Source organism: Morganella psychrotolerans (assembly GCF_001676055.1).
Classification (GTDB): Bacteria; Pseudomonadota; Gammaproteobacteria; order Enterobacterales; family Enterobacteriaceae; genus Morganella; species Morganella psychrotolerans_B.
Genome location: NZ_LZEX01000001.1, coordinates 406,815 through 431,621, shown reverse-complemented (window position 1 = coordinate 431,621; position 24,807 = coordinate 406,815). Strand labels below are relative to the sequence as shown.

The window sequence follows — 24,807 nt, the reverse complement described above, 5'->3', positions numbered from 1 at the left end:
AGGGCGTAAATACATAATTATTTTCGCTTCCCCGGATGCTTTATGGTGATCTGAAAACGAATCAACTAATTCATAATCATCGTCAACCAGCTTATACAGATTGCAAGTCCAGCGAGGCGTTCTGGTCTGTATGAAATCAGCAATGAATTTAGCCATTGGCATTTTTTTTTATTTTACTGATAACTCGTTCATTATATTTAATACAGTTCATAATCTTTACCTGCTAGGTTATATGGTAAGATCTGTTTTGAGTTGGATTAGTTCATCTGACTGTGATATTACAATCCTCTGTACTGCCCTGAGCATCAAATGGGTATCGGTTTCAGCTTCGTTTTCTACAGCGGTCAATAATGGGATTAATAAAGCCTGTAATTCCTCGTTTATTTCCATTGTATTGTCAAGGTGCTGGCGGTGTCCCGGTAAAAGGTTATATTTAGCCATTGTTCACAACCTTATTTACATTAGCTCGCTCTATATATGCAGGGCGATGTAATTGTTCAAGCCATGTTTGAACCAAAAATAAAATCTCACTGTCTGGGATTAAATGTGGCATCACATCCCATCTGATATGTGTTAGTAATGCATCGAACTCTAACAGGTGGCGCTGAGAATCATTTTGCGCGGCAGATGTATCGGTACTTCTAATAACGTCTGATGCCTGTTCACAGATATGGCTGTGCGATTCAATCTCTGTGCTAATACTATTTAATACCTTTTCTTCCTGTGACATGTCACACCGCCTTTACTGGAATTTGTGTCGCCAGTGATAAAATATAATCACGGACAAGCTGTAATTTTGCGGACTGTAAATCTGCCGCCCGTACCTCTTTGCATTCAGGCTTTGCGTTTTGGTCTATACGTTTGATAGCAAAGAACCGAAAAATGAACATCTCATTAACTGCTGTATAGTTGTCAGGTTTCGGCACATCATAATTTGACATACAATGTATAGTCGGCATTTTTTAAACCTCACCGCTTTGAGGTGAAGAGACTGAAATGGTTAATGCTGAAGTGCCGGCTATCTTTGTGGGGATCTTCCTGACAAGGTCGTCTGCTTTAAGTAATGTTGATCTGGTTGCCCGGATGGCGCAAGAAACTATGTCTGACAATTTCTCGTCATCACACTCTGAATAAATAATCTCAAGCAGGGTAACGGATTCACGGATTTCGGCAGTTAGCGTCTCTATGTTGTTGCGTATATCAAGATGAGTAAGCTGCATAGTTAATTACCTTTAGGTTTGCTCTGTGACTTAAAGGTAATCGATAATATAACTTATAGCAATAACTAAAGTTAATAAAAGCAAGACTATTTTGCAGTTCATTGATATTTAAAGCAAAAAAAACCAGCATATTTGCTGGTTTTTTTATACACGAATTTATCATGCCATTACTGAATACCAAAATACTCGTCCAATTATTTCCACGTCTGACATTGCTGCGGTTTCATCTGGGTATTCGTCAGTATTGAAGCTTCTTATCGTAATGGTATCGGGACCAGATCTGTACAGTATTTTCAATCGCTTCCAGCCGCCTTGGTTTATGGCGTACATTTTCCCATCAATTACTCTTTTATCACTGATAACAACACCTACTGTTGATCCGTCAGGAATCACAGGCTCCATGCTATTACCACGAGCAGGGAAACAAATCACATCAGAACCGTCTGTATTAGCTCCAATCTTACGCAATGTAGATTTAGAGAAGCGCAACTTAAACCCATTGTAATCATCCTCATTGTAAGAGCCGTTACCACAGGCGAACTCAATATCTCTCAAGAAAGGAACCTCAACCTCATCGTCTTCAAGTGGGGTGCTTGAATCCCATGTAGTTACAGGAATTGGATCACCTGCATTACTAATCGACGCTCTCTCTTGGTTCCCAAACGGCTCACCCACACCGGTGGTCAGCCATACTGGATTTACACCAAGAAATGCAGCTATCTCCATGGACTTCCTGCTGGTTTGAGATTTTCCAGCAGTCAGTTTCCATATTGTTGGCTGGGCCACACCAACGGCAAGGGCTAAATCGGCCTGCGATACGCCAGCCTGTTGCATTGCAAAATTGAGTCTGTCAGAGAAAGTTTTCATGCTTGGATTATATACCTTTTGTTATTTACCACAAATGAACTATAAGTTATTGCTCAAAGTAATTCCAGATGTTATTCTCGTGACATTCAATAACTAATGGAATTCATCCTATGAATGAGCACATCAAGAAAGCTATTGATATCTTGGGTAGCCAAGCAGCACTGGCGCGCTCATGTGGCGTCACACAGCCTGCTGTGTTTCGCTGGCTAAATGGTCGACGCGTTAAAGCTGACCACGTTATGTCTATCGTCAATGCTACAAAGGGTCAAGTCAAGCCACATCAAATTCGTCCCGACCTGCCTGATCTTTTCCCTCATCCGGCGGGCTGCTCCCATGTATCCGAACCAAAACGCACTGAAGTCTGATCTCCCCGAGCTTTATCATCCGGGAGATGCGGTGTGGATACAGGAAGTTCTGGGGCAGATGCCTTTTCGGATGCGGGAATACGCGAAGTTTAAGTATTCGGAAGTGTTTCAAATCCGCAGCAAAGAAGAACCGGTGTCATTCAGGAAAGCGAACGCAGGAGCGCATGCGGCAAACCGGTGGTTGAGATTATTTTTCAGGAAGAATCACCGGTCGATGCAGGGCTATACAGCAGAGCCACTGTCAGTATCACAGGCCATGCCAAGGACAAATCCCAATTCAGGTGCTGTTTCAGGGTAAGTGTCTGAGGACCACACAAAATGGATCTGTCCCTTGGCAGGGCAAAATATCAATTACAGCAATGAGTTAAACAATAAAAAACAAGGTCAAGGGCAACACAAGATCGAGTCTTCGAGTACATAGGCTAATAGATAATAAAAGGGCGACTTGTAAAATCCAATAAAATCAATTAGTTAAGTGCCCCAAAAATCCCACCATGCGGGACGTTTAGTGTCATAGCTGGGAATGTTATTAAAAACAATGAGTTACGGGGCGGTTAAGGAATGGCTAAAACTGAGGTTGGAAAACGTATTGAATCATTAAAACTCCCCAAAGGCAAAGGGTTGAGTTTTATTCAGGCCTACGACTCTGGTTTGGATTTGATATCGAAGCTCGCAGAGGAAGGCAATGTGAGTGCAATCAGGCTTTATATCCACTTAATCAAAATCATGGATCGCAGCTCGGGTGCAGCCATGACTGATATCAAATCCATTATCGCCGATACCGGGCTTTCACGCAGCGCAGTGTATCGCGCAGTCGCTGCACTGAAAGATGCAGGCCATTTGCGTTGTCGGGTAAAGCAGGTCTATGAGATTAACCCTGGTGGATTCTGGGGCGGCTACGCAGACGGAAAGAAAAATGCGCTATTTATGGCTGAAAACAGCACGGTAACGAAGGGGGTGAGATTCAGACTAAACGCCGGAGCATCAGATAAAAAGGGCGCTTTCACGTTGCCAGCAACATTTGAGCCGGTAGAGGAAAACAAAAGGCCGAACAGCACAACTTTCGACGGGAATGCTGGTTCGGCCTCAGAGGGTGACGATTATGAATAATCAAACCACCGTTGACCATTATGGCACCAATTTGCTGCCAGAGGAATGGGTACCGGTCACTATTGCTAATTTCGGGGAAAGCTACGAAGTCAGTAATTTAGGGCGGATTCGTAGCGTGGATCGCTATACGACCGGCAACGTCAAAAAAATGAAGATTAAAGGCAAATTATTAAAACCACGGGTGCGCAGAGACGGTTATCTGACGGTGAATTTCAGTTTCAACAGCCACGGGTCACAGTTTGCGGTGCATCGCTTGATTGCTATGGCATTCATCCGCAACGCCGCTGACCTGCCTTGCGTTAACCACAAAAACGGTATTAAAACTGACAATCGTGTCGTTAATCTCGAATGGGTTACTCCTAAAGACAACATCAGACACGCAATAAGCATCGGACTAATGCGAGTTTCCAGAGGCGCTGATAATACTCAATTCAAAGGTGTTATCCGCGCTACTGATAAAAAGACACGCACCACTATGGAGTTTAAGGGAAAAAAATCCCTGATTGAGTTTGGATTTGACCATTCGGCTGTTTATGCCTGCGTGTCCGGAAAAATCAAAAGTCACCGTGGTTTTACCTTCCATCGCATCAATACGGCGGAGGTAATGGCATGTTAACTATCACACCAAATTTTGCACAGGAACGGGCGCTGAACTTATTGCGCAGCGGGTGGAAATCTCACCGCACGTTTATGATCAGCAGTCCGACCGGCAGCGGTAAAACAGCACTGGCGGCTTTTATCACTCATGGCTGTATCAGCCGTGATATGCGGGTGATGTTTGTTGTGCCATATACCATCCTGATCGAACAGACAGCGACCCGGTTTCAGGACTACGGCATTCCGATGGAGGATATCGGCTTTGTCTGGCGGGATCACCCGAACTACGACCCTACGAAACTGATCCAGATTGCCTCAGCTGACACGCTGATCCGCCGTGAGTTTCCGGACAACATCGATTTGCTGTTTATCGACGAGGCCCATCTGCGCCGTAAAAAATTACTGGAAGTTATCCGGGACAGTGAATTCAGGGTGATCGGGTTATCCGGGACTCCGTTCTCTCCGTTTCTGGGCACCTACTACGAAACACTGATCAAGCCCACCACGATGAAAGAGCTGATTGACCGCGGGGATCTGAGTCCGTATGAGTTTTACGCCCCGACGAAGCCTGACCTGTCCTCGGTTAAATCCACCAGCAGTGCGGAGTATGGCAGTGATTACAAAGAGGCTGAGATAGCGGCAATCATGTCCGGCTCTGACCTGGTCGGTGATGTGGTTGATAACTGGCTGGTCAATGGCGAAAACCTGCCGACGATTTGTTTCTGTGTGACGGTCAGTCATGCCAATTACGTCACGATAGCGTTTAACCGCGCCGGAGTGAATGCCGAGATCATTACAGCAGAAACACCCCACGAAGAGCGCCAGCTTATCATTCACCGGTTTGAACAGGGTGCCACAAAAATTATCGTGAACGTCGGCACCCTGGTTGCCGGGTTCGACAGTGATGTCCGGTGCATCATCTACGCCAGACCGACTAAATCAGAAATCCGCTGGGTTCAGTGCCTGGGGCGGGGTCTGCGTAAAGCCGCCGGTAAAGATAAATGCCTTATTTTCGATCACTCCGGATCCGTACACCGCCTGGGCTTTCCTGATGATATCGAATATGACGAGCTGCCGGGTCAAAGTGACGGTCTGGAAGAATCATCCTCTGTCCGCGAACAGGAAAAGCGGGAGAAGAAGCCGAAAGAATGCACATCCTGCCATTACATGAAACCGGCGGGCGTCTATGTCTGCCCGAAATGTGGCTTTAAACCGCTGGCAGGTGAAGACGTCGATGTTGATACCTCCCGCAATATCAAAAAGATGGGTAAGTCTGAAAAAGTACACACCCTGAAAGATAAACAGCGTTTTTTCTCTCAACTCAAATATTACCAGAACATCCGCGCCACCGAGGGCAAACCGGTCAGTGACGGATGGGTCGCGAATACCTTCAGAGATAAGTTCGGTGAATGGCCGGGTGGTCTGCACAGCACACCGCTGGAAATCACACCGGAAGTCACCAGCTTTATCAGACACAAACGCATCAAATGGGCGAAGGGTCAGCAAAAAGCCAAAGAGGTCATGACTGCACGAATCGCAGATTTAAAACAGAAACTGAATAAAAACACACAGCAGGGAGAATTATTGTGAATACAGCAGACGCCGCACAGGGGCAGTGGGAAAAGATTTTTGCTTATTACGGACTTCCGTCGATCACCGGCAGAAAACACTTCAAAGGCAAATGCCCGTTGTGTGAGCGGAAAGGGAAGTTCCGCATTGACGATAAAGACGGGCGCGGTACATGGATTTGTACCTGCGGATCCGGTACCGGGTTTCAGTTGCTGGAACGCACTCAGGGTAAAAGTTTTAAAGACCTGGCTGATGAAGTGGATCAGCTGCTCGGAAATGCCCGTGAAAAAGAAGCACCGAAATTGGCAAACAGCAGCATACGCGCAGAGCGGGAGAAATTTATCAGTTGCTATGCGCAGATGCCTGACCTGAAAAATACCTCAGCGGCGGGCTACCTGCAAAATCGCGGCATATTCACGCTGCCGGCAGAGTGCATCCGGTTCTGTGAGAAACAGCCCACCCGCAAGGGAATGGAGGTTATTAATTTTCAGGCAATGTGGGCGCTGGCCACCGACTCAAAAGGTCAGCTGTGCTATCTGCACCGGACCTATTTAGACGGAAACAGTAAAGCCGACATCCTCATCACTAAGCGGATGACTAAATTGCAGGAAGATAACTATCTGGACTACGCGGACTCTGTGGCGATCCGGATGTTTCCTGTGGCATCCACTTTAGGCGTGGCGGAGGGAATAGAGACCGCATTGTCCTGTAAACAGATCTACGGCGTGAATACCTGGGCGACCATTAATGCCGGATTTATGGATAAATTCGTGGCACCCCTGGGTGTTACCCATCTGGTTGTTTTTGCAGATACCGACACCAGCAGTGCCACGGGACACGCGGCTGCATTTGCCTGTGCGAGGCGTAACCTTGTGGCAAATAACGATGTGGAAAAAGTGAGTGTCCGCTGGCCGGATAAAGGCGATTTTAATGACCTGATCCGCGAGGGAAGCGAAGTTCGTGAACTGGTATTTTACCGGGAAAAACACCGTGAGGCGGCATAAATGAAACTTGAAAGCGCATTAAAACAATTTCATCCGAAGTCACCGACATTCAGTGACAGCTCAAACTCCACGGCACCTGACAGGCTGAAGGGTATGGACTCAGCAGCGGCTATGGGTATGGCATCACAAAAGGCGGCGTTCGGTATGCATGCGTTCTTTGGTAAAAATGACGTCAGCATTGAGGATAAAATTACCACGGTTAAAGCCCTGACGCAGTACGCAATGAAAACAGTCCCGAAGCTGGTGGCTAAAGCCGCCGGAAACCGGATTGCTCAGTGTATGACTATTCTGGCCACAATGGCATTTGAGGATTACGCCCGCTCAGCAGGTTCGGTCTGCCTGTGTCAGGACTGCGGCGGGAAAGGGCTGATTTATCGCCGGAAAGATGTGGTGAAGCATCCTGGCATCACTAATATGGAAGGTGCTGTGATTGTTGCGCCAATAGTCCGTAATGAGCTGGTGGACGAACTGTGTGTGACCTGCAACGGGAAGGGTGAACTAACCCACCGGTGCCGCTGCAAAGGACGGGGCAAGGTGTTTGATGAAGAACGGAGCGAATTACAAGGCGCACCGGTATTCAGAGACTGCCCGAAATGCTCAGGGCGAGGATATAAGCGGGTGCCGTCGTCAGTTGCTTATCAGGCGATAAAATATTTGGTTCCTGATTTAAATGAGAGAACTTGGCGCAGAAACTGGAAGCCGTTCTATGATGGCTTGGCTGCTAAGTGCTATGTTGAGGAGAGTCAGGCCGAATCGTTGTTTGGACGGATAACTTCGTGATACTGGACTGACTGTGTATTACGGGCAGTGTTGTTGACAGTCTGCCCGTTTGGTTGACAAATTACTGATGGCTGTTTTTTGATCTTTTATACCACAGAACAAAATGGATAAGCCCAAATCCACCATGTCCATAGATATAAATTTCTATTAGCACTGTTAATGATTTATGGATGCTTCTGGCCTCTAATGCTGATGGTGAATGTTGTAACCACAAAAAAAACCAAACCATTCCGGATATAATGACTATCGATAACGCACCAAGCCCCAATCCCTGAACTACGGCTGCAAGCCCTTTCGGAGTGCTGTCTGGTAGCTTTAGCTTCATCAGTTGTTTTATATCATTTTTCAATGGGACAACATCCCCCCAAAGATAGGGATAAAAATACCGCATTCCCCTTTCATGGAAGCATACAACAATTAAGATTAATGTAATGAAAAATAAGCAAAAACCAATAGTGACATGAGCCCATGTGAAAAAATAAGTCCAATCCACCGGAGGTATAGCGGAGGATTTTGTGCCTTTCATCCAGTTACTGATAATGATTTGCGCCAGAACAAAAATCAGGACTGCACAATGTAACAGTCGTACTTTACGTGATTGATACAGGCCGAAAAAATGCCATATTTTTCTTATCAGATTCATACATGTCCCAAAATCGAATAATAAACATATGTAATATACCATTCCTGTCAGATAAATGAGGTAATGTTGTACACACTTGCATTTTGTCCGAAAGTGCCTTATTATCTATCAATAGTGGGATTTCTATACATATCCGCACTACAAAAATTCTAAACCTCGCATTTGCGGGGTTTTTTATCGCCAGAATATTGGCAATAATTACTACTAAGACGGATAGGTCCACATGTGTGATTACACACAACAGATAAAATATATTAAATAATAAAGATTGCTATCTAAATCATTCTGTGGCTTAATGGTGTCACTGGTTTGGAAGTACAGGCCTATTTATGCTAGTCAGTTTAAAGTTGTTCACCGTTTAGTGCTATCACTGATACCCCTTCATTGCGAATTTCTTCTAATTAATTCCCATAAGTAAAAATAAAAACAAACCTCATATGCCTTATGGCAATCAAAAAAATTAAAGGAAATTCTATGTCTAATACAATGACTGGTTCAGTAAAATGGTTTAACGATGATAAAGGTTTTGGTTTTATCACCCCTAAAGATGGCAGCAAAGATGTGTTTGTTCATTTCTCTGCAATTCAGAGCGATAACTTCAAGTCTTTAATCGAAGGTCAGGAAGTATCATTTACCATTGAAGATGGGATGAAGGGTCCTGCCGCTGGTAATGTGGTGGCGCTCTAAATACACTATGATGATTAACTTCTGTTTTAAGTGTCCTTGTTGCAGCGGCTCACAATACCGAACATCGCAATTTGATATCTCATTGAGTAACCCGCGTGGAGCGAAGTGTATTTTTTGCAAAACTGCGATGAAAGTTGAAGCAAATTAGATATTAAGCAGCCAATTATTTTAAACCTCGCAATGCCGGGGTTTTTTGTTATCTGGTAAATTAGTTAAGCTAATTTTTCGGCAGAATACTATAAAGCCTGGACCATCTTACCTCATTGCTATTAACAGTAAATCTTGCAACCGCGAGTTTTTATATAATAAATAAATGTGGTATCCAAGGGGAATATATTCCTAAGGAAATACCTATAAACAGAACGGCTATTTTTCGTCATACTCTTATGTTTACTAAAAACCTTTTTATTGTTGCGCTGCTACTTTCAGCGGCATTTGCAATGGTGACTTGGTTTAAGTGATTTTCTTGTAGTATTGGTTTCAGAATAATAGCCTCACTTCGGTGGGGCTATTTTGTATGTAACATATTAATATTGTTCCGATGTAGGAATTCCGATAACGAGGGATTTATGCTTGATGAGTTTTTTGGGGTTTTAGTTGCCTTAAATATCAGGCATTGACAAAAAAGCCAGCGTAATTAGCGCTGGCAAAGAGATGATAAGTATTATTTTAATCACCCATGAGGTTGCTGTGTGTCTTATGGGCAAGGCTGATATGTTACGCGAATATTTTTCTCAGGTAACATGTTTTTGCCTATTGATGGCATCGATTCAATCTATTATTGCAAATCTCGGTACTACTTAGTCCAAAGGTCGCCGTGCGTGGTCTTTTTCATTCTCTGTAACCTGTAACGATGGCTTACAGGTTCAATTCTCCGGAATTTCCGGATAGTTCAGATGGTCGGTTATTCCGAACAACTGAATACCAGTAGCAATCGCTTTGTTAGCGCAGAGCAGTCCGGCTGAACTAAATCAGCCACTCACTTCAGACACAAAAAAAAGCCGGTTGGGAATAACCGGCATAAAGAATAAACGACATATAAATTCAGGTTTTTGTTACCTCTCGATTATAACCTGAAAACGCGTATTTATCCGTGATAAGTTTGAAAAACGATTAAATATGCGAATGTGTCTTTTATCGACTTATCAATCAGATATTTATTGTGTGAATTAAGGATAATACGTATCACCAGAGGTCGCCATGTGCGGCCTTTTTCCATATATGCCGCCACAGAATCCTGAACAAACAAACGTAATCATTGCAGAGATACTGTGAGCGGCACCCTATTAACTAAATTCCTCCGTCAGGGGGTGAGCCATGAAAAAGATGCCGAATGACCCTAACAACTACGGCTGGTTCAGTAGTCTGCTGATAGTCATCATGACTTTACTCGGCACCGCTGCCAGTTGTGCCTATAAAGCCCTGAATGGTGAAGTTATCAGTTGGGGAATTTTCTTTCTTCAGATGGTTGTCTCTGTTTTTGCCGGTGCGCTGGTCTTCCTTGCTGCGAGTTATTACGCGTGGGTTCCGGAGTTGTCCGGCGGCATTGCAGGTCTGGCGGGATGGTCGGGTGCTGAGTTCATTAAGGCGCTTGAGAAACGGATAAAAAGGAAAATTGATAATGAGTAAACCAGCGCGCGGCGAACGCAACAACAATCCCGGCAATATCGACTACAGCCCACGTAACCCGTGGCAAGGGCAACTGCCGCATAACCCGGTTGAGGAATCGCGTTTCTGTCGGTTCCAGTCTCCTGAGTATGGCATCCGGGCAATCTATAAATTGCTTCAGACATATCAGACGAAATATGGTCTGAATTCCGTTGCAGCCATTATCAATAAATATGCACCGCCAAACGAGAACCCTACGGGCAATTACATTAAACGTGCTGCTGCTGATATCGGTATCGGTATCAATGACCGACTGAACACCAAAGACAAAAAGACCGGCATTGCGCTGGCGACTGCGATTGTCGGCGTTGAGTTAGGTTATCAGCCGTATTCTCCGGATGTGTTTGAAAAGGCGTGGGGACTGCTGTGAGTACCGCGGCAAAAATAACTGCCACGCTATTTAATGGCTGGCTGTGGGCTGTAGTGTTCTTCGGGTTATGGATGTTCAGCCTGCTGTCAGCCGAGCAATCGGAAGGACAGCACAAAGACAGCGTGATCACTGACCAGCAAAAGGTGATTGATAACGCCTACACCAGCTTTGATATCTTTGATCGCGCCGCTGCCGCGAACGCCAGCCGAAACATTCAGGCAGAAGCTAAATCACAGGAGAAACAGATTGAATACCGAACCATCATCCGCAAAGAGTCTAACTGTAATCTGTATGTTCCTCAGTCTGTTGCTGACGGGCTGCTCAGTCACACCTACGCCATCCGTGAATCAGCAATGCGTTCCGCTCCCGGCATCACTGACACAACCGGTGTTGGTCCCTCTACCACCCGCCGACTGACATATTGCCAGGCAGTTGAGTGGATTGAGCCGTTATTGAAAGTACTGGATATAGCAAACGGGCAGTTGATGGATATCAGGAAAGCTGATGCGGAGCGAAACGGAAAACTGCAACCACGATAAGCGATCTTTTTATGCGATAATATCAATCAGCACCACAATGAAAATAAGTTAAACGAGGCTGTCATGGTTGAGCGTGTAACGGATATTAGAGAAGATACTTTTGTGGTTGAGTACATGTGCGATAAGTGCTTTAAGGGTAGCATGGCTTACACGCATAAGGCATCAGCTTTAGGGTTTGAGCATAAATGCATCTTATGCAATGAAGAACAGGTGTTTAGTGGTACGTACCCATTCATAAGACAACATAAACCAGAGTAGCAAGCCAGCATTCAAAACCAACCCGCCAAGTGCGGGTTTTTTATTGGAGCCAACCATGCCACCACGCATACCCCGCGCCTGCCGCAAACGTGGCTGCGCAAAGACAACAATTGATCGCAGTGGTTACTGTGATGATCACATCAATACAGGGTGGGAGAATCACCAGCAGGGTAAGAGCCGCCATGAGCGCGGGTATGGTACCAAGTGGGACAGGCTGCGTGCGGTGATACTGAGCAGAGATAAACATCTGTGTCAGGAGTGCCTGCGTAACGGTCGTGCAACTGAAGCCAAGACAGTGGACCACATCACCCCGAAAGCGCATGGGGGAACCGATGCAGAGAGCAACCTGCAAAGCCTGTGCTGGCCTTGTCACTACCGCAAGACAGCAACGGAGAGAACATGATGAAAGAGAAACAGGTTAAGTTATCCAGACTGTTTAAGGGCGGGCGATTTGTTGGGTATTGCCTCAGTGTCGATGGTGAGATGTTATCCCATCAGACCAATGTGAAGATAGAGACATCTGGCCCACCATCATCCTCTATCGCTGTCAATTTTGTCTGGCATCCGTCTGTGGTTGATGATGCGCCTGATATCCACTTGAATCACACAGGGGAGGGGCGGGTCTAATCCCTGCCACTCTCGCTATAGAGTACCGCCGCCTTAGTCATATTTTTATACCCGCGAAAAATGAAATTAAAACAGGCTGATATATAAGCACTACTTACGTTTCCGTTATGGAGGGATTTTTATGGCTGGCACTCCGGGCAAATCTGGTCGCCGCCCGAAGCCAACAGCCAGAAAAGAGCTGGCCGGCAATCCCGGCAAACGGGCGCTGAATAAAGATGAGCCTGTTTTTACTCCGCTGAAAGGTGTGGCTCCGCCGGACTGGTTTGTGGAAAACGATATGTCTCTCGCGATAGTGATGTGGGAGATGACCGTTAAAGAATTATGCGGGCAGGGAATTATCTGCCTCACCGACCTGGCTGTTCTTGAGCGCTGGTGTGTTGCTTATCAACTTTGGCGTAACTTAGTGATCGCCATTATTAAGGACGGAACCAGGCTGATTGGTGCTACAGGTGGCCCGATAAAAAACCCTGACCTTACTGCGAAAAAAGAGCAGGAAAGCGAAATGGATCGCACTGGTGCCATGTTGGGACTTGATCCCGGAAGCCGTCAGCGGCTGATTGGTATGGCGGGTCAGAAAAAACAGGAAAACCCGTTTCTGAGGATAATTACATCATGAGTCGCAAAGCTTACCCGAACGTCAATGCGGCCAATCAGTATGCCCGTGAAGTTGTTCGCGGAAAGATTGTGGCCTGCCAGTATGTAAAAGATGCCTGCCAGCGTCATATTGACGATCTTGGCGAAGAGAAGGGGCGTAAATTCCGGTACCGGTTTGATAAAGATTCAGCCGAAAAGGCAGCACGGTTCATTCAGTTGCTGCCGCACACCAAAGGAGAGTGGGCGTTTAAACGAATGCCGATCACCCTGGAGCCGTGGCAATTATTTATTGTCTGCTCTGCGTTTGGATGGGTGCATAAAGGCAGTAAATTACGCCGGTTTCGTGAGGTATACACCGAGATCCCCCGCAAAAATGGTAAATCAGCCATCTCTGCCGGAGTCGCTCTTTACTGTTTTACCTGTGATAACGAGTTTGGCGCTGAAGTGTATTCCGGTGCAACCACAGAAAAACAGGCGTGGGAGGTTTTCCGCCCGGCAAAACTGATGTGCAAGCGCACTCCGTTGCTGATTGATGCATTTGGCATTGAAGTTAACGCAAAAAATATGAACCGCCCTGACGACGGTGCGCGGTTTGAACCCCTGATCGGTGATCCCGGTGACGGACAATCGCCACACTGCGCTATTGTTGATGAGTATCACGAACACGATACGGATTCGCTGTATACAACCATGATTACCGGGATGGGGGCTCGCCGCCAGCCACTGATGTGGGCTATCACGACCGCCGGATATAATATTGAAGGTCCGTGTTATGACAAGCGGCGCGAAGTGATTGAAATGCTCAACGGTACGGTACCGAATCCGGAGTTATTCGGCATTATTTATACCGTCGATGAAGGTGACGACTGGACAGATCCGGCGACATTGCGCAAAGCAAACCCGAATATGGGGGTTTCTGTCTACAGTGATTTCCTGATCAGCCAGCAGAACAGAGCAAAAAACAACCCCAGAATGACGGGGATATTCAAAACCAAGCACCTGAATATCTGGGTTTCAGCTAAATCTGCATTCTTTAACATGGTGTCATGGCGAGAATGCGAGGATAAATCGCTTACTTTGAGCGCATTTGAGGGACAATCCTGCACTCAGTCACTTGACCTGGCACGAAAACTGGACATGAACTCACGGGTTAAACTGTTTAACCGGGTTATTGACGGGAAACGACACTATTACTGCATTTCCCCTGATTTTTATGTCCCTTATGACTCCGTATTCAGCGTAGACGTCGAAAACAAACGTACCGCCGAACGATTCATGAAATGGGTTGAAACCGGTCACCTGAAACTGACCGATGGCGCAGAGATTGATTACCGCGTCATTCTGGAAGATGCAAAAGCTGATAACCTGAATAACCCCATTGATGCAACCGCGATTGACCCCCACGGAGCCACAAATATTTCACACGAACTGGCTGACGAGGGAATGAACCCGATCACCATCGTTCAAAACTACACAAATATGTCTGACCCGATGAAAGAGCTTGAAGCCGCTATTGCTTCCGGACGCTTTCACCATGACGGCAACCCGATTATGAGCTGGTGTATTGGTAACGTGGTCGGGAAATATCTGCCGGGTAACGATGATGTTGTCCGTCCGATAAAAGAGCAGAACGAAAATAAAATTGATGGTGCGGTGGCGCTGATAATGGCAATCGGCCGGGCAATGCTGAATGACGAAGGCGACTTCCTTTCCTCACTGGACTCAGACGAAGAAATCCTATTCCTATGAAAAATATACTTCTTGATATCACTGCCCTGATGGGATTCAGCGCGGTCATGGCGGGCTGTTACCTGAAATACGGTTTGCACAACGCCCTGATTATCGGCGGTTCCGTGATGGTTATCTACGCACTGGCGGCAGCCATGAGGGGGAAACGTGCTTCTTGATGCATTGTTCCGCGACGAAACAACAAATATCGAAAATCCGGCGGTACCGATTACGGCTGACTCTGTTGATATGGACGGATTATTTAAAGCTGATATCTATGTCAGTCCTGAAACATCAATGAAACTGGCGGCGGTATACGCCTGTATTTACGTTCTTTCATCCTCAATCGCACAGATGCCGCTTCATGTCATGCGGAAAACCGGCAATAAGGTTGAAACTGCGCGTGATCACCCCGCGTTTTATCTTGTTCACGACGAGCCAAATGACTGGCAAACCAGTTACAAATGGCGTGAAACCAAAGAGCGTCACATTCTCGGATGGGGTAACGGGTACACGCATGTTGTCCGTAACCGTAAAGGGGAAGTGATAAATCTGGAAGCCTGTATGCCGTGGGAAACCACGCTGCTGAACACCGGCGGGCGGTATACATACGGTGTTTATAACGAATTAGGCAATTTTGCGATAAGTCCTGACGATATGATCCACATCCGCGCTCTCGGTAATAATCAGCGGATGGGCATCAGTCCGATAGTCCAGCATGCTGAAACCATCGGTATGGGGATGTCCGGTCAGAAATATACCACGTCATTTTTTGGCGGGAACGCCAGACCGGCAGGGATTGTGTCGGTGAAGGGCGAACTGCAAAAAGAGGGCTGGGCCAGACTGAAAGACATGTGGCAAAAGGCATCGGCAGCACTCCGCAGTCAGGAAAATAAAACCATGCTGCTCCCTGCTGATCTTGATTATAAAGCGCTCACTGTTTCCCCGGTGGATGCTCAGCTGATTGATATGCTGAAACTAAACCGCTCAATGATTGCCGGTATTTTTAATGTACCGGCCCACATGATCAATGACCTGGAAAAAGCCACATTCTCTAATATCTCAGAGCAGGCAATTCAGTTTGTCCGTCATACGATCATGCCGTGGGTAGTGAACTGGGAGCAGGAGCTTAATCGCCGGTTATTCACAAAACAGGAGCGTCTCGCCGGTTTTTATGTCCGGTTTAATCTTGCCGGATTACTGCGCGGTACACCGAAAGAAAGGGGTGAATTCTACCATTTCGCCATCACTGACGGCTGGATGAGCAGAAACGAAGCCAGGGCATTCGAGGATATGAACCCTGTGAATGGTCTGGATGAAATGCTGGTAAGCGTTAATGCGGCACAGTCTGTAAGTGATAAGTCAAAAGGTGGTGACAACGATGAGTAGTAATGAAAGAGAAACCCGGAGCTATGTCGGCGAAGTTCGCGCAGCTCCGGGAGAGGAAAACAAACCAACCCACATTATCGGGCTTGCCTCGGTGTTCAATTCCCTGTCTGAACCGATGTGGGGCTTCCGTGAAATTATTAAGCCCGGGGCGTTTGATGATGTGCTGAATGACGATGTGCGTGGTTTGTTTAATCACGACCGTAACTATATTCTCGGGCGATCATCATCAGGAACCCTGTCCCTGAGTGTGAATGAGCAGGGTCTGGTTTATGACATCACGGCACCGGACACGCAAACTATCCGTGATCTGGTTATCGCCCCCATGTTGCGCGGTGATGTTAATCAGAGTTCATTTGCTTTCAGTGTCGCGCCGAATGGTGATGACTGGTACCAGGACGACGACGGTATGGTTGTCCGTGAAATCCACAAAATCTCCCGTCTTTATGACGTCAGCCCGGTGACTTATCCGGCGTATCAGGCTGCAAATTCCACAGTACGGTCAATGGAAGCGTGGAAAGAAGCACGCGAAAGCGGCGGTTTAACCAAAGCTGTCAATGAAAAACTGGCGCGCGAGCGTCTTCTTACTTTAATAAGTGCATAAGGTAACAATATGAAATTTCATGAATTAAAACAAAAACGTAATACCATCGCTACTGAAATGCGTGCTATCCACGAAAAAGTTGGCGACGGCGTTATGACCGAAGAGCAGCGCGGTAAATGGAATGAAGCCAAAACCGAATTTGATCGTCTTAATGAACAGATTGAGCGCGAAGAAGAAATGCGCTCTCTGGATCAGAAATTTGTTGATGATAAAGAGCTAGAGCAACGTGCACAGTTACCGGGCAACCCTGAGGCAGAAGCCATCGAACGCCGTGCAGCAGCATTCGATCGCTTTCTCCGCTGCGGCTTTGGTGAACTGACGGCGGAAGAGCGTCAGGCGGTTAAAGAGCTGCGCGCGCAGGGCACCTCACCGGATGAAAAAGGGGGTTACACCGTACCAACCCAGATGCTGAATAAGGTCGTTGACCAGATGAAAGCGTATGGCGGCATCGCCGGTATTTCTCAGATCCTGCCAACCTCAAACGGGCAGGATATCACCTGGTCAACCGCTGATGGTACGGCGGAAGAGGGGGAGTTACTGGGTGAAAACACCGCTGCCAGTGAACAGGATGTTGAATTCGGTACCGCTATTCTGGGTGCAAAAAAACTGTCATCCAAAATCATCCGTGTATCGAATGAATTGTTGCAGGACAGCGGAATTGATATCGAATCCTATCTCGCTGCCCGTATCGCTCAGCGTATTGGTCGCGGTGAGGCTAAATATCTGGTGAAAGGTACCGGTGCGGGTGCACCCGTTCAGCCGAAAGGGCTCGATGCATCTGTTACCGGCACGGTTGAGTCAGCAGCAGCGATCTCCTGGACGGATATTAATGCCTTGAAACATGCCATCGACCCGGCATACCGTAACAGCCCTAAATTCCGCCTGGCATTTAATGACAGCACCCTGAAGTCACTCACTGAAATGGTGGATGGTAATAAGCGTCCGTTATGGTTGCCGGAAATTACCGGTGTCGCACCGGCTACTATTCTCGGTATGCAGTACGCCATTGACCAGGCTATCGACAGTGCGGAAGTAGGTAAAAAATTCATCTTCTGTGGTGACTTTGACCGCTTTATTATCCGCCGCGTTACCTATATGACGCTGAAACGGCTGGTGGAGCGTTACGCCGAATTTGACCAGACTGCATTCCTCGCGTTCCACCGCTTTGATTGCTGCCTGGAAGATACCTCTGCAATTAAGGCGCTGGTAGCTAAAGGCGCCGGGGAATAACCTGGGCTTAACCGAACCCGCCGCTTAATTGCGGTTTTTTTGTGCCTGTGGTCCGGTGTGGCCACAGGTAATGGTGGGAATATGCCGTTACCGACACTTGAAAAACTGAGAGCGCAGTGCCGTATCGATGAAGACAATGATCTTGAGGATACCTTGCTTCAGACATATCTCGGTGCTGCAAGAGTCCGGGCAGAAAACTATACCAACCGGACGCTGTATGACAGTGATATTCCGGATACAGATCCTGATGGCTTGCTGATTTCAGATGATATTGAAGTGGCGCTGATGCTGGCGGTCACTCATTTTTATGAAAATCGCGACCCGGCAGCGATGCCGAACGGCTTTAAAGCCATTCTTGACCCGTACCGGCATATCAATCTGTAGGTGACCAATGAAAACCGGCGAACTCAACAAACGCATCACCCTCTTCAAACCTGAACTCCAATCTGGGAACCTCGGCGATCCCCATACTGAACTGATTAAAATCACCACGGTATGGGCGAAAGCCGAGGCGATGTCCAACCGTAAAATTCGCACCGGTGACCAGGAGCAGGTCATTGAAACCATGCAATTTACCGCGCGGCCACGACCGGATATTCAGATTGACTGGGTAATTGGATATCAGCGCCGGTACTTTACTGTCCGCGCCTGTGACCGCAACGACCCGGTAGAACTCATTATTACCACGGAGGCAGATACACGACATGATCGAAAGTGACATTCTTGAGTCTCTTTCCGGTATTACCCATCTCCCCGCTTACCCCCTGTTGCTGCCAAAAGAGGTGCAGGAAGGTGTTACCTTTCAGCGAATCAGCGACCCGCGCTATGGCTCCGGCATGGTAACCACCCGTCTGGTGGAGGCGCGTTTTCAGATAGGCATTCATATCCTGAATAACTATGAAAAAGTCCTGCAGCTGGACAGGGCTATCTGTGAGGCGTGGGAGTCGGTCGTGCACGGTTATATCGGTAATTATCCGGTACAGACGGTGCAGCGCGGCGGAATGCAGCAGAACCGGGAAGAACTGACAAAAAACAGCGTCCGCTGGTCTGTTATGCGGGATTTTATCATTACCTACCCGGAGGATGCGCAGTGATAACCCGGATTGAAATCTCCGGTCTGGAGGAGCTCGGGCGCCGGTTGCAACAGATTGATGTTGGACTGAAAACAAAAATTCTGCGTGAAGCCGGGCGCGAAGCAATGGAAGTGGTAAAAGACGATATGGAGCGACATGCCGGATTCGACCCGAAAGGGAAAGGTCAGCATATGCGTGAAAATATCACCCTGAGAAGCACGGAAATCAAAGGCACCAACGGCGGCGTTATGGTCACTGTCGGTCCGAAGAAAACCCACTACATGAAAGCCCGTGCACAGGAATTCGGCACCATTAAACAGGTGGCAAAACCCTTTATCCGTCCGGCACTCGACTACAACAAACGCGCGGTTCTGAACAAATTATCACAGCAGATCCGCCACGCACTTTCTATGTATTAACAGGAGCAAGATATGGCTGATAAAAAGACCTCACCGGAATATGCAAAATTACCGGCGGGCACGATTGTTAAATACGGTAAGGCGGGTGATGCCGTTGCAGTAATGAAACCGTTGATTAACTGTAAGGCTCTGGGTGCCACGGGGCAGTCAGGTAGCTTTGTTGATGTGACCACGCTTATCGACATGTCAAAACAGTTTATTTCTGACTTACCGGAAGGACCGGAGAAATCCCTCGGCTTTATTGATGACCCGGAAAACGAAGATTTTGCAGCTTTCCTTAATGCGGCAGAAAAGCGTGAAACGGTGCAGTTTTATTTTGAACTGCCGAATAAGCGCACGGCAAACATGCTGTTATCGCTGTCCGGGTGGGAACTGAATGATGTCAGCGCACCGGCGAACGAAGCCATTCAGATCACGGTGAAAGGCAAACAAAACAATCTGGAATGGGGTGTCGCGGGTGTTACCGGCGACCAGGCAAAAGGGGGAACAAAATAAATGAACGCTCTGAAAGCATCACTATTGACAGCAAAGCCGGAGATCCGCGAAGTTGATATTCTCTGCGGCGTAAAAGTGAACATCCGCCGCATGACAGCCAGTGAACTGATGGCGCTGGAACAGAATGTTTCCGATCTGAATATCGAAGGGAAAGTGCGCGAAGCATCACTGCTGAACGTTGATATGCTGCTCAATTGCATTGTGGACGATGCAGGCAAACCCGTCACCAAGTCCCTGCTGCCGACAGCGGATGAAATGGTTGATGTCCATGATAACGCCATCCTGATCGACGCGATTAATATCGTCAAACGTCACTCAATCGGCACCCTCGAAGAAGCAAAAAAAAAACTAACTGACAGCCCGTTACTTTTCTTTGCCTATCAACTCGCGGAAGAACTCGGGGAAATTGATCCCTACCGCGTACTCAGCCTGCCGGCATCAACACTGCTTGGCTGGCAGGCTTATTTTTCCATCAAATCAGGTCAGGCTGATTCGGCCGGCAAGCCGGAAAAACCGGATATACCGCACGGCAATGCACCGGAATTACCGGCGCTGGTCGATCAGCAATGTGCAGATATAATGAAAATTATCGGGGGATAAAATGGCGAATCTTGCAGATCTGCGCGTTGGCCTGTTACTTAATGACGCCACTTTCCGGTCAAATATCACCAATGCGATGAATCATGCCGGACGTGAAACAAAACGCTTTTCTGATAAGGCAAAGCGGGACGCAAAAGGTGTTGAAGACAGCTTTAACGGCATCAGTAAAAGTGTCACCAATGTTGCCGGTAAGCTGGCATTACTTGCCGGGGGCGGGTTATCTATCGGCAGTATTTTATCGGTATCACGCCAGTATGGTCAGGCGCTGGCTGACCTCAGTGCCATTACCGGCGCATCCGCAGAGCAAATGAAGCGGTATGACGAAGCCGCCATGAAAATGGGGCGGACAACAGAATTCGGTGCGACGAAAGTTGCCGATGCAATGAAATTACTGGCATCAGCAAAACCGGCATTGCTTAAAACAGCCGGGGCGCTCGAAGAAGTAACCGCAAAATCAATTACATTGGCACAGGCATCCGGTATCGATCTTGCTGAGGCGGCAAAATCACTGTCACTCAGTCTGAATCAGTATGGTGCATCGGCTATCTCTGCGGAGCGCTATATTAATGTGCTGGCAGCGGGTGCCAAATACGGTGCATCTGAAATCAATGAAACCGCTCAGGCGATTAAAACGAGCGGTACTGTCGCAGCGCAGGCGGGCATCAGCTTTGAAGAGCTGAATGCGGCCGTTCAGGTTCTGGCGGATAAAGGCATTAAAGGTGCCGAGGCCGGACGAATGATGCGTAACGTTATTCTGACACTGGAGCGATCAGCGGATAAATCCCTGCGTCCGTCCGTTGTCGGTCTTGCTGCCGCGCTGGATAACCTGGATAAAAAGAACTACTCAACCACGGCATCCGTTAAATTATTCGGTCGCGCCAATGTCAGCGCAGCGGTAAATCTGCGTGAAAATACCGATAAACTGAAAGAGCTTACAGTTGCACTGACCGGGACTGACACCGCATATGATCAGGCCAGTATCCGGGCGAATAATCTCAATGGTGATCTGGAATTACTCGGTACCGCATTTGAGGGTGTGGCGCTTGCTGTCGGTCACAGCGCAGACGGACCCATGAGGTCAGGTATTCAGGGTGTCACTGCCGCAGTAAACGGACTGACCGATAATTTTTCCACCCTGGCTAATATCGTGACCTATGCAGTTTTGCCGGTGATGGCTTCCAGAATGACGATGGGGTTGCAGGGGCAGGTAAAAGCGTGGTACCAGACTGGGCAAGCCGCCAGAGAAACAGCAAGGCAAACACGCGACTCGGCACAGGCAACAATTGAGGCAGCAAAAGCCAGCCGGTTACAGGCGCAGCAGGAATCACGACGACTGGCGCAGCAGTCTGTTATAAATCGGCAGCATGGCATGAATGTCAGCTATCAGAGTGAATATGCAGCGATCAGCCGCAGAATTCGTGAGGCTAATATTGCGGAGACGGCTGCAAAAGCCAATCTCAATGCAGCGAATAACAGATTAGCCATTTCAACCAGAGCCCTGTCCGCAGCAAGTGCGGGCGCAAGAGGGGCTTTAAATTTATTGGGTGGACCAGTTGGCGCTGCGTTGCTGGCGGGATCTGCACTATACGGATTATACAACAGCAGCGTCCAGGCGCGGAAAGGCTTGCGTAATCTGAAAAATGAAACCATAGAGACGGTCGCTGAATTACAGCGATTATCTCAGGTTAAAGTTCAGTTAAAGCTTGATGATTGGGAAGATGATCTAAGCAAGCTGCAAGCTGAAAAAAAACAAATAGAAAGCCAGTTGGGGCGTTACTCTGATACAGCTATAAATATAGCCAAATCCCGTGAACAAGGTACATTCGGAAGTTTGTTCTGGGACTCAAAGGAGATGACTAGGGAAAAAAATACTTTGCTCGGTCAATTAGAAGATGCAAATGCTTCAATTGAACAGCGGAAAGAGAACATCCGTAACGGACAAAAAACGGTCTCAATCGGAAAATTTGAAGTAAAACCCAGCGAAGAAGCCCCGAAAGAAGAGCCGGTTGCCTCAACCGGTACCAATGAACTCCCTAAAACAAAAGGGAACGGTAAAAAAGAGCTTAATCAATATAAGCAACTCCGGCATCAAATTGAATCCGAACACGCGACCAGCCTTGAAAAAATCTCACTCAGTGAATCTGAAACACTGGAAAAATTGAAAGAACTGCATAAATCAGGCGGTATGTCTCAGTCTGAAATGAACCGCCTGTCTCTTATCAGTGCAGAGAACTATCAGCTTCAGCGTGTGGTTCTGGCAGAAAAACACTCACCGACAGCGGCAATGCTGCGTCAGGAGCATGAAGCCAGCAAAGAAATGAAATCGCTTCTTGATGCCAGATTATTGACGGAAGAAGAATACCAGCGCGCCCGCCTGCAACTGACACAAACAAGCCAGCGTGACCGGCTTTCTCAGCAGGCAAAAGACATTGCGTTACCCAATATCTCACTGGCTGGCGACGTCGATCCTGTCGTGCAGTTGCGTAACCAATTGGAAGAACAGAAAGCACTCTATCAGGCATATTACAACGATGGGGTGATCAGTAAAGAGCGTTATGAGGCCCTTGTTAAGCAGGCGTCTGAAAAATCAAAAGAGGCGCAAATTCAGGCGGGTAAAGAGCTGTATGCCGCGCAGGGCGACTGGCAGAAAATGCAAATCAACCTGATTGATACAGTAGAGCAGAAAACGGCCGGTTCACTGGCCGGCATGCTGACGGGAACGAAGACTTTCTCGGAAGGGTTGCGGGATCTGTCGGCGTCACTCGCTGAGTCGATTATTCAGGATCTGATTAAAATTATGATTCAGGGGCAGATTACCAATGCGATTACCGGGTTATTTGGTGGTTTTGGTGGTGCTTCGGCATCAGCAGGCAGCAGTGTTCCTGTCACCGCAAACGCCAAAGGTGGCACATATAACTCACCTGGTCTGAGTCAGTACAGTAATCAGGTCGTCAGCAGTCCGACAGTATTTGCGTTCGCCAAAGGTGGTGCGCCGAATGTTGGGTTAATGGGCGAGGCTGGTGACGAGGCTATCATGCCACTGAAACGCGGACCTGACGGTAATCTCGGCATTCGCGCATATGGCGGTGGTTCTCAGTCATCGGCGCCGGTGGTTTATATCACTATAGATGGTGACGGTAACCAGAAAACGCAGGGATCCGCAGGCTATGAGCAATTTGGCAGAGAGGTCGGTGAGTTTGTTGACGGGCGTTTCCGCATACTGATGGCAAAAGAAACCCGTCCCGGTGGTGGTGTCTGGAATATAGCTAAGGGAAGCCGATGATCGAAACATTCACCTGGAGCCCGCGCCTTAATCCGCAGGGCGATATTTTATTCAAAACCCGTAAAGCGAAATTCGGTGACGGGTATGAGCAGGTCAGCGGTGACGGCATCAATGCCCGAAGCCAGAAATGGTCGCTGAACTTTACCGGTACGGAAGATTACATCCTGCCTATCCGTGACTTTATCGACAATCACGGCGGGATCCGCGCGTTTCAGTGGCGACCACCACTGGAGCAACTCGGTTTATACCGCTGCGAAGACCCGAAGCTGACCCCGCTGGGCGGCAATAATTACTCTCTTTCCCTCACCTTTACCCAGGCATTCAAACCATGATCACATCAGATTATCAAAAGCTGGAGCCGGGCAGTGCTGTCCGGTTGTTTGAGGTTGACGGCTCAGCGTTCGGTGCGCCGGATATTCTGCGCTTTCATGCCTATAACTTACCGCACACCGAAGCTGAAATTGTGGCGGCTGGTGGTGATGCTGAAAAGCTGCCGGCTAAATCTGTATGGTGGCAGGATGAAGAATACCGGGCGTGGCCGGTGCATATTGAAGGGCTGGAAGCATCAACAACCGGCTCCGGCGCGCAGCCGAAATTATCCGTTGCCAATCTGGACGGGTCGATCACGGCGCTGTGTCTTGCCTATGACGATATGCTGAAAGCGAAAGTTACGATACACAACACGCTGGTGCATTATCTCGATGCCGCCAATTTCCCGAAAGGTAACCCAACAGCGGATCCGACACAGGAGCGGGTATCTGTTTTCTATATTGACAGTAAACCCTCGGAAACCGGTGAAATCGTTGAGTTTGAATTAGCCAGCCCGATGAATTTACAGGGTGTTCTGATCCCGACCCGCCAGTTACATTCCATGTGTACCTGGTGCATTCGCGGAAAATATAAATCCGGTGACGGTTGTGATTACGCCGGGCAGAACGGCTGGTTTGATAAACATGGAAACCCGGTTGATGACCCCGCAAAGGATCAGTGCAGCGGTATGCTGAACACCGGCTGCTTCCTGCGCTTTGGTAAAAACAACCCGATCCCGTTCGGTGGCTTTCCGGGAACATCGTTACTGCGCAAGTAAATTC

Annotated in this window: 35 protein-coding genes; 30 read left to right on the top strand and 5 right to left on the bottom strand. The window is 47.8% G+C overall.

What is annotated here, in order from left to right; genetic code table 11:
* Positions 1 to 228: 228 nt before the first annotated feature.
* From AYY17_RS01980 to AYY17_RS01970, 3 genes are read right to left on the bottom strand one after another with little or no spacing between them, the layout of a single operon-like run.
* A complete protein-coding gene (locus tag AYY17_RS01980) occupies positions 229 to 441 on the bottom strand; it encodes a hypothetical protein (RefSeq protein WP_067420848.1) in 213 nt (70 codons plus the stop codon).
* Positions 434 to 730 (bottom strand): hypothetical protein, encoded by a 297-nt coding sequence (locus AYY17_RS01975; RefSeq protein WP_067420846.1) that lies wholly within the window; start codon positions 728 to 730, stop codon positions 434 to 436. Before AYY17_RS01975 ends, AYY17_RS01980 begins: the two co-directional genes overlap by 8 nt.
* A gap of 1 nt (position 731) precedes the next feature.
* A complete protein-coding gene (locus AYY17_RS01970) occupies positions 732 to 941 on the bottom strand; it encodes a host cell division inhibitor Icd-like protein (RefSeq protein ID WP_235845248.1) in 210 nt (69 codons plus the stop codon).
* 55 nt (positions 942 to 996) lie between these two features.
* On the opposite strand from AYY17_RS01970, the gene AYY17_RS21425 reads away from it, so the two are divergent.
* Complete coding sequence (locus AYY17_RS21425; RefSeq protein WP_156656608.1) at positions 997 to 1,134, top strand: hypothetical protein; 138 nt, start codon at positions 997 to 999, stop codon at positions 1,132 to 1,134.
* A 245-nt stretch (positions 1,135 to 1,379) separates the two neighbouring features.
* Here the strand turns inward: AYY17_RS21425 and AYY17_RS01960 are convergent, their stop codons facing one another.
* A complete protein-coding gene (locus AYY17_RS01960) occupies positions 1,380 to 2,087 on the bottom strand; it encodes an XRE family transcriptional regulator (protein ID WP_067420840.1) in 708 nt (235 codons plus the stop codon).
* A gap of 110 nt (positions 2,088 to 2,197) precedes the next feature.
* Between AYY17_RS01960 and AYY17_RS20955 the strand changes: the two genes are divergently transcribed.
* The 7 genes from AYY17_RS20955 to AYY17_RS01930 all read left to right on the top strand — a co-directional run bounded on the left by AYY17_RS20955 (position 2,198) and on the right by AYY17_RS01930 (position 7,512).
* The gene (locus AYY17_RS20955; RefSeq protein ID WP_082981225.1) at positions 2,198 to 2,452 is read left to right on the top strand and encodes a transcriptional regulator; all 255 of its coding nucleotides are present in this window, start codon (positions 2,198 to 2,200) and stop codon (positions 2,450 to 2,452) included.
* Entirely contained in the window at positions 2,421 to 2,750 is a 330-nt protein-coding gene (locus AYY17_RS21690) for a hypothetical protein (RefSeq protein ID WP_067420838.1), read from the top strand. The genes AYY17_RS20955 and AYY17_RS21690 overlap by 32 nt, the downstream gene beginning before the upstream one ends.
* Positions 2,751 to 3,013: 263 nt before the next feature.
* The gene (locus AYY17_RS01950; protein ID WP_067420836.1) at positions 3,014 to 3,562 is read left to right on the top strand and encodes a replication/maintenance protein RepL; all 549 of its coding nucleotides are present in this window, start codon (positions 3,014 to 3,016) and stop codon (positions 3,560 to 3,562) included.
* Entirely contained in the window at positions 3,555 to 4,178 is a 624-nt protein-coding gene (locus AYY17_RS01945) for an NUMOD4 domain-containing protein (RefSeq protein WP_162271085.1), read from the top strand. Before AYY17_RS01950 ends, AYY17_RS01945 begins: the two co-directional genes overlap by 8 nt.
* Entirely contained in the window at positions 4,172 to 5,749 is a 1,578-nt protein-coding gene (locus AYY17_RS01940) for a DEAD/DEAH box helicase (protein WP_067420835.1), read from the top strand. Before AYY17_RS01945 ends, AYY17_RS01940 begins: the two co-directional genes overlap by 7 nt.
* The gene (locus AYY17_RS01935; protein WP_067420833.1) at positions 5,746 to 6,732 is read left to right on the top strand and encodes a DUF7146 domain-containing protein; all 987 of its coding nucleotides are present in this window, start codon (positions 5,746 to 5,748) and stop codon (positions 6,730 to 6,732) included. Before AYY17_RS01940 ends, AYY17_RS01935 begins: the two co-directional genes overlap by 4 nt.
* Positions 6,733 to 7,512: an antitermination protein Q gene (locus tag AYY17_RS01930; RefSeq protein WP_067420831.1), complete on the top strand. Its 780-nt coding sequence runs from the start codon at positions 6,733 to 6,735 to the stop codon at positions 7,510 to 7,512. It begins immediately after the preceding gene.
* A gap of 61 nt (positions 7,513 to 7,573) precedes the next feature.
* Here AYY17_RS01930 and AYY17_RS01925 read toward each other — a convergent pair whose 3' ends face one another.
* Positions 7,574 to 8,155, bottom strand: coding sequence for a cytochrome b/b6 domain-containing protein (locus AYY17_RS01925; protein WP_067420829.1), 582 nt, complete (start codon positions 8,153 to 8,155; stop codon positions 7,574 to 7,576).
* Positions 8,156 to 8,629: 474 nt separating this feature from the next.
* On the opposite strand from AYY17_RS01925, the gene cspE reads away from it, so the two are divergent.
* The 22 genes from cspE (at position 8,630) to AYY17_RS01830 (ending at position 24,803) form a co-directional block, all read left to right on the top strand.
* Positions 8,630 to 8,842: a transcription antiterminator/RNA stability regulator CspE gene (cspE, locus tag AYY17_RS01920; protein WP_067398213.1), complete on the top strand. Its 213-nt coding sequence runs from the start codon at positions 8,630 to 8,632 to the stop codon at positions 8,840 to 8,842.
* Entirely contained in the window at positions 8,826 to 8,990 is a 165-nt protein-coding gene (ymcF, locus tag AYY17_RS22040) for a cold shock small protein YmcF (RefSeq protein WP_412778997.1), read from the top strand. The genes cspE and ymcF overlap by 17 nt, the downstream gene beginning before the upstream one ends.
* A 1,169-nt stretch (positions 8,991 to 10,159) precedes the next feature.
* Positions 10,160 to 10,471 (top strand): phage holin family protein, encoded by a 312-nt coding sequence (locus AYY17_RS01915; RefSeq protein WP_328585511.1) that lies wholly within the window; start codon positions 10,160 to 10,162, stop codon positions 10,469 to 10,471.
* The gene (locus tag AYY17_RS01910; protein ID WP_067420827.1) at positions 10,464 to 10,880 is read left to right on the top strand and encodes a structural protein; all 417 of its coding nucleotides are present in this window, start codon (positions 10,464 to 10,466) and stop codon (positions 10,878 to 10,880) included. The genes AYY17_RS01915 and AYY17_RS01910 overlap by 8 nt, the downstream gene beginning before the upstream one ends.
* Positions 10,877 to 11,419, top strand: coding sequence for a hypothetical protein (locus AYY17_RS01905; RefSeq protein WP_067420825.1), 543 nt, complete (start codon positions 10,877 to 10,879; stop codon positions 11,417 to 11,419). Before AYY17_RS01910 ends, AYY17_RS01905 begins: the two co-directional genes overlap by 4 nt.
* A 313-nt stretch (positions 11,420 to 11,732) precedes the next feature.
* Positions 11,733 to 12,080 carry an HNH endonuclease gene (locus AYY17_RS20950; protein ID WP_082981222.1) on the top strand — a complete coding sequence of 116 codons (348 nt, stop codon included), beginning with the start codon at positions 11,733 to 11,735 and terminating at the stop codon, positions 12,078 to 12,080.
* Positions 12,077 to 12,304, top strand: coding sequence for a hypothetical protein (locus AYY17_RS01900; protein WP_067420823.1), 228 nt, complete (start codon positions 12,077 to 12,079; stop codon positions 12,302 to 12,304). The genes AYY17_RS20950 and AYY17_RS01900 overlap by 4 nt, the downstream gene beginning before the upstream one ends.
* 121 nt (positions 12,305 to 12,425) lie before the next feature.
* The gene (locus tag AYY17_RS01895; protein ID WP_067420821.1) at positions 12,426 to 12,920 is read left to right on the top strand and encodes a phage terminase small subunit P27 family; all 495 of its coding nucleotides are present in this window, start codon (positions 12,426 to 12,428) and stop codon (positions 12,918 to 12,920) included.
* On the top strand, positions 12,917 to 14,647 hold the full coding sequence (locus AYY17_RS01890) for a terminase large subunit (RefSeq protein WP_067420818.1): 1,731 nt from the start codon (positions 12,917 to 12,919) through the stop codon (positions 14,645 to 14,647). The genes AYY17_RS01895 and AYY17_RS01890 overlap by 4 nt, the downstream gene beginning before the upstream one ends.
* A complete protein-coding gene (locus tag AYY17_RS21795; RefSeq protein ID WP_202906366.1) occupies positions 14,644 to 14,805 on the top strand; it encodes a hypothetical protein in 162 nt (53 codons plus the stop codon). The genes AYY17_RS01890 and AYY17_RS21795 overlap by 4 nt, the downstream gene beginning before the upstream one ends.
* Positions 14,795 to 16,015 (top strand): phage portal protein, encoded by a 1,221-nt coding sequence (locus AYY17_RS01885; RefSeq protein WP_067420816.1) that lies wholly within the window; start codon positions 14,795 to 14,797, stop codon positions 16,013 to 16,015. Before AYY17_RS21795 ends, AYY17_RS01885 begins: the two co-directional genes overlap by 11 nt.
* Positions 16,008 to 16,616 carry an HK97 family phage prohead protease gene (locus AYY17_RS01880; RefSeq protein ID WP_067420814.1) on the top strand — a complete coding sequence of 203 codons (609 nt, stop codon included), beginning with the start codon at positions 16,008 to 16,010 and terminating at the stop codon, positions 16,614 to 16,616. The genes AYY17_RS01885 and AYY17_RS01880 overlap by 8 nt, the downstream gene beginning before the upstream one ends.
* Before the next feature lie 9 nt (positions 16,617 to 16,625).
* Positions 16,626 to 17,846 carry a phage major capsid protein gene (locus AYY17_RS01875; protein ID WP_067420812.1) on the top strand — a complete coding sequence of 407 codons (1,221 nt, stop codon included), beginning with the start codon at positions 16,626 to 16,628 and terminating at the stop codon, positions 17,844 to 17,846.
* Positions 17,847 to 17,927: 81 nt separating this feature from the next.
* On the top strand, positions 17,928 to 18,230 hold the full coding sequence (locus AYY17_RS01870) for a head-tail connector protein (RefSeq protein ID WP_067420810.1): 303 nt from the start codon (positions 17,928 to 17,930) through the stop codon (positions 18,228 to 18,230).
* Between the two features lie 7 nt (positions 18,231 to 18,237).
* Positions 18,238 to 18,564, top strand: coding sequence for a phage head closure protein (locus AYY17_RS20945; RefSeq protein WP_082981221.1), 327 nt, complete (start codon positions 18,238 to 18,240; stop codon positions 18,562 to 18,564).
* The gene (locus tag AYY17_RS01860; RefSeq protein ID WP_067420806.1) at positions 18,551 to 18,940 is read left to right on the top strand and encodes a hypothetical protein; all 390 of its coding nucleotides are present in this window, start codon (positions 18,551 to 18,553) and stop codon (positions 18,938 to 18,940) included. The genes AYY17_RS20945 and AYY17_RS01860 overlap by 14 nt, the downstream gene beginning before the upstream one ends.
* The gene (locus tag AYY17_RS01855) at positions 18,940 to 19,338 is read left to right on the top strand and encodes an HK97-gp10 family putative phage morphogenesis protein (RefSeq protein WP_202906370.1); all 399 of its coding nucleotides are present in this window, start codon (positions 18,940 to 18,942) and stop codon (positions 19,336 to 19,338) included. Before AYY17_RS01860 ends, AYY17_RS01855 begins: the two co-directional genes overlap by 1 nt.
* Before the next feature lie 12 nt (positions 19,339 to 19,350).
* Positions 19,351 to 19,833 (top strand): phage tail protein, encoded by a 483-nt coding sequence (locus AYY17_RS01850; RefSeq protein WP_067420804.1) that lies wholly within the window; start codon positions 19,351 to 19,353, stop codon positions 19,831 to 19,833.
* Positions 19,834 to 20,433: a hypothetical protein gene (locus AYY17_RS22035; RefSeq protein WP_235845247.1), complete on the top strand. Its 600-nt coding sequence runs from the start codon at positions 19,834 to 19,836 to the stop codon at positions 20,431 to 20,433.
* Between the two features lies 1 nt (position 20,434).
* A complete protein-coding gene (locus AYY17_RS01840) occupies positions 20,435 to 23,716 on the top strand; it encodes a phage tail tape measure protein (protein WP_067420802.1) in 3,282 nt (1,093 codons plus the stop codon).
* On the top strand, positions 23,713 to 24,048 hold the full coding sequence (locus AYY17_RS01835) for a phage tail protein (protein ID WP_067420800.1): 336 nt from the start codon (positions 23,713 to 23,715) through the stop codon (positions 24,046 to 24,048). The genes AYY17_RS01840 and AYY17_RS01835 overlap by 4 nt, the downstream gene beginning before the upstream one ends.
* A complete protein-coding gene (locus tag AYY17_RS01830) occupies positions 24,045 to 24,803 on the top strand; it encodes a phage minor tail protein L (RefSeq protein WP_067420798.1) in 759 nt (252 codons plus the stop codon). Before AYY17_RS01835 ends, AYY17_RS01830 begins: the two co-directional genes overlap by 4 nt.
* Positions 24,804 to 24,807: the final 4 nt, after the last annotated feature.